We start from the raw sequence: 12,745 nt of genomic DNA, 5'->3' as shown, positions 1-12,745 counted from the left end.
GTCTCTGTGAAAAAGATATATTCACATAGTACTATAGAGGCAGTCATGTTATTAGTGACTTTCGACAAAAAAAGTAATGAATCGTCAATCGTCCTTATTTGCATGTGCTATCCGTTTAAAAAAGGCTATAGCCTTTGCTCGGTTATGGATATCCAGCTTATTATAAATTTCACTAATATAGTTTTTAACCGTGCCTTCACCGAGAAACAATTTATTGGCGATCTGGTTATTTGAATAGTTTCCCATTAATAAATATGCGATATCAATCTCACGCTTCGTGAAGTTGTAACCAATTCTCTCCATTGCTAGTGCAAAGATTTGTTTTTTACTCATCGTTAGCTCACGTATACGTCTGGCTAGTATTCTGGCAACATCACCAGAAAACACAATTTCCCCATCATAGGCCATTCGGATCGTCTCAATCAGTCGATCCGCATGAAGTGCTTTGATTAAAAAACCGTCTGCCCCTACACTAATACCTGAAATGACCAGATCTTCTTCAGCCTTCGTGGTGAGCAACACGACCTTTACTTCGGGATAATTCTCCTTCAGATAGTATGTTGTTTGTATTCCATCCATATCCGGCATATGGATATCCATTAGCACAACATCAGGCCGAAGTTGCTCCATCTGTTGGATAGCCATTTTCCCATTATCAGCTGCACCGATTACTTTTATATCATCTGTGCGCTCAATGATTGCTTCTACCCCATCACGAAACAATCGTTGATCCTCTACTACTAAAACGTTAATCAACTAAATTTCCCCTTTTAATCGTATTATCTCTTCTCCCCTAACGTATTCTCTTTATCTCTATTTTATAGAAAGGGATGTACAATAATACGTACATCCTCACTGATTACCCGTGCTCATCTAAAAAAGCCCGAGGAACTTCTTCTTTTTAACTTGTGATGGTTCCATTCGGTTCACATTCATATTATCCAATAGCAGCTGGCTGTTTTCCAAAAACATATAAAAATAGTCACTGCCATATTCGTTTTTTAATTCATGAAAAGCTTCGTCCATACAAAATCCTCGTGTTGTTGTATTATGTGCATCGGATGCAATAAAATGCGTAAGATTAGCTTCGACAAGCTGATGGGAGAACTTTTGAATATTTTTTCCAAATTTACCAACAATGCTTGCTGCAGTGACTTGTGTGAGCGCACCTTTTTTAACAAATTCATAGAGCCTAGAAGGATGCTCGATTAATTCCTGATTTCTTTCGGGATGAACAATGATAGGAGTGTAGCCTGCCACCTGTATATCAAACAGCATCTGACTGGAGTACCTTGGTACGTTGGCGGAGGGAAATTCAACAAAAAGATATTTCGTATCATTTAATGGCAATAATTTCCCATTATTTATATCTTCTATCATTTCACCATTGATTCGGGTTTCTTGGCCGGAAATTACAGTAAGCGGTATATCTTCTTTCACCAATAATTCGCTTAATATTTGAACGTTATTCTTAATCGATGCGCGCTCATTATCGTATTTGCCATTTTTATTGTGAGGGGTTGCAATAATGGTAGTTATCCCTTGCGATACTGCTTCTTTTGCCATTGCAAGACTGTCTTCTTCTGTTTTTGCACCATCGTCTACCCCAGGTAATATATGGGAATGTATATCAATCATTGCCAATCACACCTCTCTATTAATTAATTTCTGAAAGTACAGTTATATAGTTAAATTCTATTATACTTGACATAATAGATTCCTACAATATATTCCATATTTTGTAGGATATTTATAAAATTTTACGTTTATACCATTTTAATTATTCCTAAAAAGGAAAAACTCTCTGCGTTTTTTCACAGAGAGTCTCTTCTATCTAATTCGTACCATAATAGTAATAATAATTCGAAGCTTTCTTCTCACGCCCGTTTAAAACAGTTCCCAACAATTTTGCTTGAGCCGGCTCCAATATTTCCTTCGCCTTATTGGCTGCTTCCAAATCGGTATGCTTGCTGCGAACCACAAGTAGCGATCCATCTACAATGTTAGCTAGAATCTGTGCATCCGTCACGGCTAACACTGGTGGCGTATCGAAAATAACTAGATCATAAGCTGCGGTTACTTCCTTTAAGAAATCAGCCATCTTTCTTGATGCCAGTAACTCGGATGGATTCGGTGGGATTGGCCCACATGAGATGACATCTAAATTGTCAACATCTGTTCGATTAACGGCTTCATCCAACGTATTTTGTCCAACGAGTATATTACTTAGTCCTCTTAAGTTATCAAGGCGGAATGTGTAATGTACCGTTGGTTTGCGAAGATCCGCATCAATGAGAAGTACTTTCTTACCTGTTTGCGCATAAACAACTGCTAAGTTTGCAATCGTCGTTGATTTTCCTTCACTTGGTCCCGAAGAGGTAACAAGCAAAGATTTTATTTCATTATCGACAGATGCATATTGTATATTTGTCCGAATCGTACGGTATTGTTCAGAAACAGGTGATTTCGGGTTCAGCTTTGTGATGAGATTTCTCATCTTATTGCCTGGTCTAGATTGATTTTTCTTGCGCGCCATCAAAGCCACTCCTTCGCTTACGACTTGATTGGAAAGTGAATTGATTCCCTCTGATATCCTCTTCATCTACCCATGAAATAACACCGAGTATCGGCAATCCTAATTTATTCTCTACATCATCTTCTGTCGTTATCCTATTATCCAGGTATTCAAGTAAGAATGCGATTCCCACACCAACCATGGCACCTAAAACAATCGCAATCGCAATGTTCAGGATAGGATTCGGTGCAACTGGGGATGGATTCGGGCTTAGTTGTGCTTCATTTAGAATACTAACGTTGTCTACATTCATAATTTCAGGAATTTCGTTTTGGAAGATTCCTACCGTAGCATTTGCAATATCTACAGCTGTTGCAGGATTTTCGTCTGTTGCTGTTACGGTAACGACCTGAGAATTATCTGCACTTGAAACTTGAATCTTTTCTCCCAGGGCTGCGGATGAGTATGGTAGATTTAATTCATTAACAACATCATCTAAGATGGCAGGACTTTTTATAATAATGTTATACGTATTAATCATTTGAACGTTTGTTTGTATGTTGTTTGTATTATATTGAGTTGGATCCTGCAGTTCTTGATTCACAATAAACTGTGAGCTAGATTGATAGGTAGGTGTTAAGACAAAATAACTTATAATTGCAGCGACAAGTGCAGCGCCAAACACAAATGCTAATATCATTAATAAGCGCTTTTTCAAAACCCCGAAAATCTCTTTCAGGGAAATCGTTTCTTCCATTTCGGTACCCCCAATAAATTTTTGTTTGTCTAAGATTGTAGAATTATATATATCATTTCACTACTTTTTGACATTACAATATGGAATTATATCATATTAAAGTTTGAGAGAGTATATTTTTTTGAAATATTTACAAGTATTCTATATTTTTATAGGGGTTGCTGTAGAAGATTTTCATAGGTATATTACAAAAAGATTACAAATGTCCTATCAATCTATAATTTTTTTGATAGAGGAGCTATACTAGTGTTAGTTTCTGTTAGATATTGGATAAACAGAGATACATTGCCAAGGAAGGTAACTGCTTGAGAATGCGCACTTATTGTTAGGGACGCGAATTTCTTAGGTTACAGGAGTTGGACAACAGGGGGATATGAAATTGGCTAATAAGAAAATTTTTATGTCGGTTACTGCCTCAGCAGCTATCGCATCAGCATTCTTCGCGGTAGACGAAGCAGAAGCAGCATCATATAAAGTTCAGAGCGGAGATTCACTTTGGTCTATCGCACAGAAACATGGTACAAGCGTATCGGCTTTGAAATCGGTAAACAGTCTAACATCTGACATCATTTTCCCGAATCAGGTCATTGAAACAGACCGCAGCACAGGGTCAACGTCAGGAACAAAATCTAATTCTACTACTACATCTACTAATACATCTACTTCCTATACAGTTAAAAGCGGGGACACCTTAAGTGGCATCGCCTCAAAACATAGTATTTCTCTATCGAACTTGATGAAATGGAACAACTTGAATACGACTTTGATTTATCCAGGGAATAAGTTTGTTGTGAGTAAGAATGGCGGCGGGTCGACTGCTAGCACTCCTACAACGACAACTACGAAGCCCTCAAGTAAAGTTGATTCTACATCTGTTTATACGGTAAAATCCGGTGATACATTATCTCGCATTGCATCACAAAATGGCGTAACGGTTTCTAACTTGAAATCATGGAACAGCTTGAAATCCGATTTAATCTTGATTGGACAGAAATTGAATATCGGTGGTAAAGCTTCATCATCTAAACCTGTATCTAGCAGCAGCGCAAGCAAAGCACCTGCAGCAGATGTTGATTATAATGTAAATAAATTAATCAGCGTGGCAAAAGCCCAGATCGGTACACCATATGTATGGGGCGGCACAACAACAAACGGATTTGATTGCAGCGGATTTATCTATTACGCATACAAACAAGCAGGCATGGACATCAGCCGCACATCCGCACAAGGATACTTTGATCGTTCCTATTATGTAGGCTCCCCACAAGTCGGAGACCTCGTATTCTTCGAAGGTACGTATAAAGCAGGAATCTCTCACATGGGAATCTATATCGGAGACAATAAAATGATCCAAGCCGGATCTAGTGGCGGCGTACAGATTACAAGCTTAGATAATTCTTATTGGAAGAAGCATTTTGATAGTTTTAAGAGGTTTTATTAAGGGTATTGTGATAGGTTAGCTATTATTAAGGGAAGGAACTCTGGCGCAGGCTGGGGTTTCTTTTTTTGAGTGTGGGGGTGGGGAAGCACGGGGACGGTTCTCCTGCTTCCGAATCAAAAAGAGGAAGCAAAAGAACCGTCCCGTGCTTCCTAGCGGGATTGCGAGACTTTCTGGCTTTAGTGCGCAACTTCGGCGGTGGGTCGCGCGACTTTCGATATAAAAAGAATCGCTTTAGACAGCGATTCTTTTTTGTTAATTAGTTAAATATACAATCAAAGCAATAACGCAAACTTAAACATAAACGTGAACTTGATCTTCTATTCTATTTAAGTTATATACCAGAGCATTATCAATAGTTTTCCAAATTTATGAATTATATGTTTCTCTGTTTAGATTCACAATATCTATATGTGACAATCCAGCTGAAAACTTCTTCATTACTTTATCACGTAGGAATGGGGCTTTTTCTTTATCTGCCTTTTTCAATGCTTCCGATAAGTCTTCTTTTGTTAGTTCTGTGCAGTATGCGGGAGTACCCGGCTGTTGTCTCCACGAATCAGTTAAAGAGCCACTATCCACTGCATCGAAGCCTAGCTCATTTACTAGTTCCATGATTATTTGCTTTTGTGATAGGTCATTACCGGCAATCGCCATGGCAATACGACCACTATTGCCTTCGGGGGCCCCTTTATTTTCTAAAGTATAAGCTAATAGATTGCTGAAGGCTTTAATGATAGGTCTGCTTAATTGATTTGAAACCCAAACGCTTTCAACCATGCCGTTTTCAATTTCTTCAATTTTATTGTCTCTAAAAGGATAATAATTTGAAGTGTCTACAACGATAATTTCCTCTCGAGCTTTATCTACAATATTGCGAATGCTTGGGATTACATGAAGAGGGATAGATATGATTAGAACATCAATATCTGTTATTACATCTTCTACACTCACAGGTGTTCCAGCAATCTCTTTTCCTTCTAAACGTTCAATTTCTCGAGCATCTGCAATATTAACATCGTGTCCATTTTTAACTAATTTTTTAGAAATAATTGTCCCTATTGGTCCGGCGCCTATAATTCCAAATCTCATTATTTTTTCCTCCTAAATATAATTTTGATGAATTTAGATTCAATGACTAAATGCATAGAAGATTTAGCTTACATCTAACAGGGGCCTATTCAGACGATTTTGTGCAATGTATTAAAAACTAAGTACTTAAATTATACCAGCAGGCTGGTTTTTTGTAGAGCAATCTCCTGTCTTAAAAACCAAATACATGCGGGAAAGGAGAATTTCTTTTCCCTCATCCGCATGTATTTATTTATTGGAATGTTAATCTTAAGTGAACAAGAAAACCTAAAACAGCCTTAAAAAAATCAAATTAAATTAATTACTTTGTTGAGGTAGCGCCTCCATCTACTACAAATTCACTTCCTGTAGCAAACTTAGACTCATCAGATGCTAAAAACAACACCATATATGCAAGGTCTTTAGGATCACCTAGATGCGGTGGAAGCGGGAAATTGGCTTCTATTGTTTCTCTCAATTCAGGATTATCTTTCAACGAGCTTTCTACCATCGGGGTATTAATTACACCTGGATGTACAGAGTTCACACGAATATTATCTTTTGCCAGTACTTTTGCAGCATGCTTTGTCATCGATCGAACAGCACCTTTAGAAGCACTGTAGGCTACATCATACCCATCAGGACCTCCACCAACAATAGCACCGATTGATGACATGTTAATGATTGATCCCTTACCGTTTTCCTGCATTTTAGGAATAACAGTTTGCATACCTAGAAATACACTAGTTGCGTTTATTGCCAAAACTTTATTCCATTCTTCTAGTGTTGCTTCCTTAACACTTTTTCCTATCTGAATAGCAGCATTATTTACTAACACATCGATCTTACCGTATTTTTTAACAGTCTCATCAATTGCACTTTTCCATTCATCAGGAGAAGACACATCTAGTTTTAAAGCAAGTGCATCCCCGCCCTTAGTATTAATTTCATTTACTCCTTCTTGTAGAAGTTCAAATTGTATGTCTGCCGCTACTACCTTTGCTCCTTCTTCAGCAAACGTTTGGGCCATAGTTAACCCCATTCCACCTGCAGCACCTGTAATAATTGCTACTTTACCATCTAATCTAGCCATTCTATTTCCTCCTATAAAAGTAGTTCTAATTCGTTTAGAATGATATACTCTTCCTTTAAGACATCTTAAATCCAAGCAAATCTTATTTACATTTTTTCGAATTCATAATGTTAATTATTTATTTATAGTCGCCCTTGCTCCATCAACTACATAGTCTCCTCCACTTACATAACTAGCTTTATCAGATGCTAAAAACACTACGACTTCGGAAACTTCTTTTGGATCTGCAAAGCGTTTCATTGGAAGCAGGTTTTGAGACACATCATCAATTTGCTCTTTAGTTAATGTAGCTTCAGCCATAGGCGTGAGTATTGCTCCTGGAAGAACAGCATTGACGCGAATGTTTTTATCCGCAAACTCATATGCTGCCTGTTTTGTCAGGCCTCTAATTGCAAATTTTGAAGCCGTATAAGCTGGATTCACAGTAATGTCATGTCTCAATCCAGCAAGCGAAGAAATATTGATAATGGACCCATTATTTTTTTCAACCATTGTAGGCAAGACGGCTCTCATGCCGTAAAATATTCCGTTCTGATTAATATCAATTATTTTTTTATACAAGCCTTCTTCTATATCTAAAAGTCCAGTTATCGCACCTGCAAGTCCTGCATTATTCACTAAAATATCAATAGTACCAAATGTATCTTTAGTCTTTTGTACTACCGTGTCCCAACTATTAGGATTTGTAACATCTAACTCTACAAAAATAGCTTTATCTTCCCCGATGTCTCTTGCTACTTTTTCTCCATTTTCGGCATCAAGATCTCCGATTACAACTTTTGCACCTTCATCAACAAGCTTTCTTGTATGAAATTCCCCCATACCTTTCGCCCCGCCAGTAATAATCGCTACTTTTCCATCTAATAGTCCCATTATTATTCCTCCTATATGTCACTCCGCATTTTAAAGAAGTTAAATTTTAAAAGCGCTTTCATTTATATGATAGAGTTATTCGACTTAACACTCAATAAGCAGGTATAATGAATATGTTAAATACTCAACAAAGTGACTAGGTTTGTTTATTATAAGGCTTGATAAACGGGATAAAAGGATGATGTATGTTGAATAATCCAAATCGACAAATGAGAAAGAAACAATTAACAAAGAAGTTACTAAAAAATGCTTTTATAGATCTTATTTTAGAAAATAATGATGTGCATTCTATCACAATTAGCGAAATTACTGATCGAGCTGATTTTAATAGAGGTACTTTCTATATCCATTACCAAGATAAAATCGATCTTTTGGAAGAGTTATACCAAGATGCTATCGAAGGCATACATCAGTCTATTAAAAAACCATACAGAAATAAGGGCAAGGTGTTTTTAAATGGGGTTATTCCTTCTAATAATCTCCTATTTGAACATATCGAAAAGCATAAAAAGTTGTTTAAAGCTCTAGATCTTATAGAGGTGAATCCAGATATATATAAACGGTTCGAGCTGTTTTTATGGAATTTATTTAGTAAAGAAATTTATATTGAACGAGAAACTGACGCTCAGGAAACAAAGTATGATGTCTTTCTTAGCTTTCAAGTCCACGCTACAATTGGTGTCATAAAGTATTGGATTAAAAAGGATTTTATTTTCTCTACAAGTGTTATGAGCGAACAATTAACATCTTTTTATTCGGATAAAGTAATTGCGATGAATTTCAAGAATCAAAACCTTGATTGATAGGATGGGTGAAGTATGGGAGTTATGTTAGAAAAAGCAACAAATAATGAAGGAGAACGAAATTGTTACTTATATGAAATGATGGGCTATACCAGAACAGGGGTCAGCAAAAAGTTAAACGATAATGCAACCCTTGTTTTTTTATAAAAAGGTTTGTTAATATGAATTTCTTGTTAAACAAAACTGGTTGTCTAGTGAAAGAAACATTTTAAAATCAACTCAATAAATAGTCTAGTGCAATATGAATTGGGCGATTAATTGGAAACAAGAGCCTGGGACATAACTAAAGTGTTTAACTCAAAGCCGAACATTTCGCCATAATAGCGAAGGAAATACACGGAGACTCCTGCGGGATGAAAAGCCTAGGTGAGACTCCGTAGAGCGATAGCTCGGAGTAGGCTCAGCAGCGCCCGCGGAAAGCGTAGTGTATTTCCGTAGCGGTATATATGCACCAACTATGTTCAGATTTTACTTTGGTTAAAACACTTTTGTCCCAGTCTCTTTTATCTTACAATTATGGGTGTGTTTTCAAGTTTTGCGATGGGAAACGGAACCCGTTAAACAAATCGGAGTCCCTTCTTCTACTACATTAAAGCAAAGTTTTCCTATCTTGATAATTTCTTCTAGATCTAATTTTATCAGTTTGACAATGTGCTTACTCGTGTACTACCTTTTATCAATAACTTATGAGAGGGGCGATTGTAGTCTATCATTCCTTTTCTATGAATATTTCAGGTTGATAAAACCGATTAAACATATATAATTACTAACAGAAAGGAGAGAGAAGATGAGAAGTAAGTGGAAGTATATTTGGTCATTTATGTTATGCCTTTTAATTGGATTAGGTATATACAGCAGTGTAGCGTCAAAGGAAACGAGTGAACCGAGTAAAGGAACCATCACCTTTGCGGATGCTGGGTGGGATAGTCTGCTTGTACATAACGAAATAGCAGGATTCATTGTTGAAAACGGCTATCATTATAATTTTGAAGTTACGAACGGTTCTTCCGCTGCGACATTTACAGGTCTTCGAACAGGTGAGATTGATGTTTATATGGAGCTTTGGTTTAACAACCTCAAAGAACCCTATTTGGAAGCGCTAGAAGCTGGCGAAGTGGTCGAACTTGGGACTAATTTCACGACAGACATGCAAGGTTTTTTTGTGCCAACATTTGTGATTGAAGGAGACCCTGAAAATGGGATTGAACCGATGGCACCGGATTTAAAAACCGCTGAAGACTTAAAAAAATATCCGGAACTGTTTCAAGATCCGGCAGATCCATCGAAAGGAAGAATTGTTGGTGGACATAGTGGATCCGTTGCACAGGAAATTATGAGCCAAAAGGTTCAAACATATGGTCTTGATGAATATTATAATTATTTTTCACCGGGATCTGCAGGCGCAACAAGTGCATCCATTGAAAAGGCATTTAAGAATTTTGAGCCATGGGTTGGGTATTACTGGTCACCAACATGGATTTTGAGTAAGTATGATATGACGCTTTTAATCGAGCCCGAGTATGAGCTAGAGACTTGGAATGAAAATTATGGAACAGCCTTTCCGGAAAATCAAATCTATATTGTTTCCCATAAAGATCTTCCCCAACGGGCGCCAGAAATAACTGAATTTCTCGAAAACTATCAAACAACGAATGAATTAACAGGTGAAGCGCTGCTATATATGCAAGAAAATAATGCAAGCGCAAAGGAAGCTGCCGAATGGTGGCTGAGTGAACATCAGGATTTGTGGAGTAAATGGGTTCCAAGTGATGTCGCTGAGAAAGTAAGTTCAGCTCTATAAATAGCAGAATAGAAAGTGAGGTGAGAGGTTGTACCTAGCAACCTTTACATATGTTTGAATACCCAGAAAATCTAACCTACCCTTTTGGTAATTATATAAGCGATATTGTTGATTGGCTGACGGTACATTGGAGCGGCTTCTTTGACGGGATTTCATCTGGGCTTTTATGGATGCTTCTTCATTTAAATGACTTTCTAACGTGGGTCCCTTGGTGGTACTTTATTTTAACCGTCTTTTTATTGGCTTGGCAATATAAATCGGTGTCCTCAGGTATTCTGTATACGCTATTTTTACTTTTGATTTGTACTTTTGGTTTATGGGATATGACGATGTTTACATTAACGATGGTCATGGCGAGTGTGCTCATATCGGTCATTATTGGGATACCACTCGGCATCGTCATGGCACTGAATAAACGATTTGAAATCTTAATCAAACCGGTGCTTGACGCCATGCAAACCATGCCAACGTTTGTTTACCTTATTCCCGGTATCTTTTTCTTCGGGCTAGGTCTCGTTCCAGGTGTCATATCCACCATTATTTATGCATTGCCACCGATTATCCGACTGACGAATCTGGGAATTCGCGGGGTTCCAAAAGAAATGGTAGAAGCCGGTTTATCATTTGGTTCGACCAAATGGCAATTATTAAAAAAGCTACAGTTACCACAAGCATTGCCAACCATCATGCTCGGCGTCAACCAAACAACGATGATGGCACTTGCAATGGTTGTCGTCGCATCCATGGTCGGTGTGGAAGGCCTCGGCTTGGAAGTATTGACAGCTTTAAACCAAATTGATGTTGCGAAGGGCTTTGAAGCGGGAATCAGTATTGTTTTTATTGCGATTATTATTGATCGATTGACTCTAGCTATATCGGAAAGACATTAGGGATTGCACGACTTCCTGGGTTTATTGCGGCAACTTCGGGCAGGGATCGCGCGACTTTCTGGCTTTATTGCTCAACTTTGGGCGGGGATCGCGCGACTTCGGTGAGGGATTGCGCAACTTCCGGGCTTTATCGCTCAACTTCCGACGGGAAGCGCGCGACTTTCTGGCTTTATTGCTCAATTTCAGCGGAGGACCACGCAAAAGCCGAACTTATCTACATTAAAATAGACTTTCAAAAATTCTTATCGCTACTAGAAACTTGGAATAACTTCATGTATAATGGATATAGATAAAAGGAGAAGTGCAACTAACACTTCTCCTGCAACCTCTACCGTCAGGGTGATGGTTGTCAAACAACTTTATTTGTATTGAGAACCACCCTTTTGCTTGCGACGGCGCGGGGTGGTTTTCTTTTGGTCTAATACGCTTTTCCGAAAAATATATGCCGCACTTTCACGAACAATACCCTTCACAATTTCACGAATGACTTCAAGAAATGTTTCCATGATTATCACCTCCTTTCCTAAAAAGGAAAGAAGAGCGACAACCAACCACCCTCACAATATTCAGTTGCACCTTCATTTTAACATATTCTTATAGCCTTATAACCTACTAACCCTCGACATAAAATGACAAATTCCGGGAAGTGACAGGCACCAGATCTTGGACTCTCGCTATATCCATGAAAAGAAGCACGGGGACGGTTCTCTTTCTTCCTCTTTTTTGAAACGGAAGCAGGAGAACCGTTCCCGTGCTTTCTACTTTCTCCTTTATTGCTCAACTTCGGGCAGGGACCGCGCATCTTTTAATTCCTGCAAAAGATTACTTTAATAAAGGAACTCCGACAAGTCGGAGTTCCTTTTCTACATTAACGCAATGATTTCCTTATTTTAATAATTTCTTTTTGATCTAATTTTGTCAGCTTTGCAATGTGCTCATCCGAGAAACCTTCGCGTATTAACTCTTGCGCAAGCATCTTTTTTGTTTCTTCTCTTCCTTTTACTACTCCCTCATCTTTCGCATCAGCAAATAACTCAGCTATTGTGGGTGGTAGTTTCTCTTTTTCAGCTCTCATCGTGTGCGACGCCTCCTTTCGTATTAATGGTCTGATATCTTCACTTAATTTCTTTTTTAGCTCGTCTGGAACTTGGAGTAAATAATCAATAGTGTGGAATAAACTACTTAGTAGGAGGCTGTTTTTCTATTAATGAACTACTCACTGTAGTGATTTTCTCAGCTTCACTACTTCTTCTATTCCTAATTTCGTTAATTTCGCAATGTGCTCATCTGAGAAACCTTCACGCATTAACTCTTGCGCAAGCATCTTTTTCGTTTCTTCCCGGCCCTCATCTTTCGCATCAGCAAATAACTCAGCTATTGTGGGTGGTAGTTTCTCTTTTTCAGCTCTCATCGTGTGCGACGCCTCCTTTCCTATTAATGGTCTGATATCTTCACTTAATTTCTTTTTTAACTCGGCTGGAACTTGGGGTAGATAATCGATGGT

14 protein-coding genes and 1 pseudogene are annotated in these 12,745 nt (G+C 38.1%); 5 read left to right on the top strand and 10 right to left on the bottom strand.

All coding sequences use genetic code 11. The features are described from left to right. Positions 1 to 84: 84 nt before the first annotated feature. The 4 genes from ACFOUV_RS15105 to ACFOUV_RS15090 form a co-directional block, all read right to left on the bottom strand. Positions 85 to 756, bottom strand: coding sequence for a response regulator (locus ACFOUV_RS15105; protein WP_379497614.1), 672 nt, complete (start codon positions 754 to 756; stop codon positions 85 to 87). Positions 757 to 873: 117 nt separating this feature from the next. Further along, on the bottom strand, positions 874 to 1,638 hold the full coding sequence (locus ACFOUV_RS15100) for a tyrosine-protein phosphatase (protein WP_379497613.1): 765 nt from the start codon (positions 1,636 to 1,638) through the stop codon (positions 874 to 876). Between the two features lie 196 nt (positions 1,639 to 1,834). Further along, positions 1,835 to 2,536, bottom strand: a complete 702-nt coding sequence (locus ACFOUV_RS15095) for a CpsD/CapB family tyrosine-protein kinase (protein ID WP_379497612.1) — start codon at positions 2,534 to 2,536, stop codon at positions 1,835 to 1,837. Continuing rightward, positions 2,511 to 3,272 (bottom strand): YveK family protein, encoded by a 762-nt coding sequence (locus ACFOUV_RS15090; protein ID WP_379497611.1) that lies wholly within the window; start codon positions 3,270 to 3,272, stop codon positions 2,511 to 2,513. The genes ACFOUV_RS15095 and ACFOUV_RS15090 overlap by 26 nt, the downstream gene beginning before the upstream one ends. Positions 3,273 to 3,651: 379 nt before the next feature. On the opposite strand from ACFOUV_RS15090, the gene ACFOUV_RS15085 reads away from it, so the two are divergent. Continuing rightward, positions 3,652 to 4,713, top strand: coding sequence for a C40 family peptidase (locus ACFOUV_RS15085; protein WP_379497610.1), 1,062 nt, complete (start codon positions 3,652 to 3,654; stop codon positions 4,711 to 4,713). A 366-nt stretch (positions 4,714 to 5,079) separates the two neighbouring features. Here ACFOUV_RS15085 and ACFOUV_RS15080 read toward each other — a convergent pair whose 3' ends face one another. The 3 genes from ACFOUV_RS15080 to ACFOUV_RS15070 form a co-directional block, all read right to left on the bottom strand. Beyond that, positions 5,080 to 5,802, bottom strand: a complete 723-nt coding sequence (locus tag ACFOUV_RS15080) for an NADPH-dependent F420 reductase (protein WP_379497609.1) — start codon at positions 5,800 to 5,802, stop codon at positions 5,080 to 5,082. Between the two features lie 301 nt (positions 5,803 to 6,103). After that, a complete protein-coding gene (locus ACFOUV_RS15075; protein ID WP_379497608.1) occupies positions 6,104 to 6,874 on the bottom strand; it encodes an SDR family NAD(P)-dependent oxidoreductase in 771 nt (256 codons plus the stop codon). Positions 6,875 to 6,988: 114 nt separating this feature from the next. Beyond that, a complete protein-coding gene (locus ACFOUV_RS15070) occupies positions 6,989 to 7,747 on the bottom strand; it encodes an SDR family NAD(P)-dependent oxidoreductase (RefSeq protein WP_379497607.1) in 759 nt (252 codons plus the stop codon). A 188-nt stretch (positions 7,748 to 7,935) separates the two neighbouring features. Here ACFOUV_RS15070 and ACFOUV_RS15065 point away from each other — a divergent pair, with 188 nt between their 5' ends. The 4 genes and pseudogenes from ACFOUV_RS15065 to ACFOUV_RS15050 all read left to right on the top strand — a co-directional run bounded on the left by ACFOUV_RS15065 (position 7,936) and on the right by ACFOUV_RS15050 (position 11,241). Continuing rightward, on the top strand, positions 7,936 to 8,550 hold the full coding sequence (locus tag ACFOUV_RS15065; RefSeq protein WP_379497606.1) for a TetR/AcrR family transcriptional regulator: 615 nt from the start codon (positions 7,936 to 7,938) through the stop codon (positions 8,548 to 8,550). Positions 8,551 to 8,580: 30 nt separating this feature from the next. Next, positions 8,581 to 8,697: pseudogene (locus ACFOUV_RS15060) on the top strand (GNAT family N-acetyltransferase); the annotation flags it as partial. A gap of 640 nt (positions 8,698 to 9,337) precedes the next feature. Beyond that, on the top strand, positions 9,338 to 10,351 hold the full coding sequence (locus ACFOUV_RS15055; RefSeq protein ID WP_379497605.1) for an ABC transporter substrate-binding protein: 1,014 nt from the start codon (positions 9,338 to 9,340) through the stop codon (positions 10,349 to 10,351). Between the two features lie 50 nt (positions 10,352 to 10,401). Beyond that, positions 10,402 to 11,241 carry an ABC transporter permease gene (locus ACFOUV_RS15050; protein ID WP_379497604.1) on the top strand — a complete coding sequence of 280 codons (840 nt, stop codon included), beginning with the start codon at positions 10,402 to 10,404 and terminating at the stop codon, positions 11,239 to 11,241. Between the two features lie 359 nt (positions 11,242 to 11,600). Here ACFOUV_RS15050 and ACFOUV_RS15045 read toward each other — a convergent pair whose 3' ends face one another. From ACFOUV_RS15045 to ACFOUV_RS15035, 3 genes are all read right to left on the bottom strand, one after another. Beyond that, positions 11,601 to 11,747 carry a hypothetical protein gene (locus tag ACFOUV_RS15045; RefSeq protein ID WP_379497603.1) on the bottom strand — a complete coding sequence of 49 codons (147 nt, stop codon included), beginning with the start codon at positions 11,745 to 11,747 and terminating at the stop codon, positions 11,601 to 11,603. A gap of 362 nt (positions 11,748 to 12,109) precedes the next feature. Continuing rightward, entirely contained in the window at positions 12,110 to 12,316 is a 207-nt protein-coding gene (locus ACFOUV_RS15040) for a hypothetical protein (RefSeq protein WP_379497602.1), read from the bottom strand. Positions 12,317 to 12,457: 141 nt separating this feature from the next. Further along, the gene (locus ACFOUV_RS15035) at positions 12,458 to 12,652 is read right to left on the bottom strand and encodes a hypothetical protein (RefSeq protein WP_379497601.1); all 195 of its coding nucleotides are present in this window, start codon (positions 12,650 to 12,652) and stop codon (positions 12,458 to 12,460) included. Between the last annotated feature and the right edge of the window lie 93 nt (positions 12,653 to 12,745).

It is taken from the genome of Oceanobacillus longus (assembly GCF_042650085.1).
Lineage (GTDB): Bacteria > Bacillota > Bacilli > Bacillales > Amphibacillaceae > Oceanobacillus > Oceanobacillus longus.
This window is presented reverse-complemented; position numbering and strand designations above follow the sequence as displayed.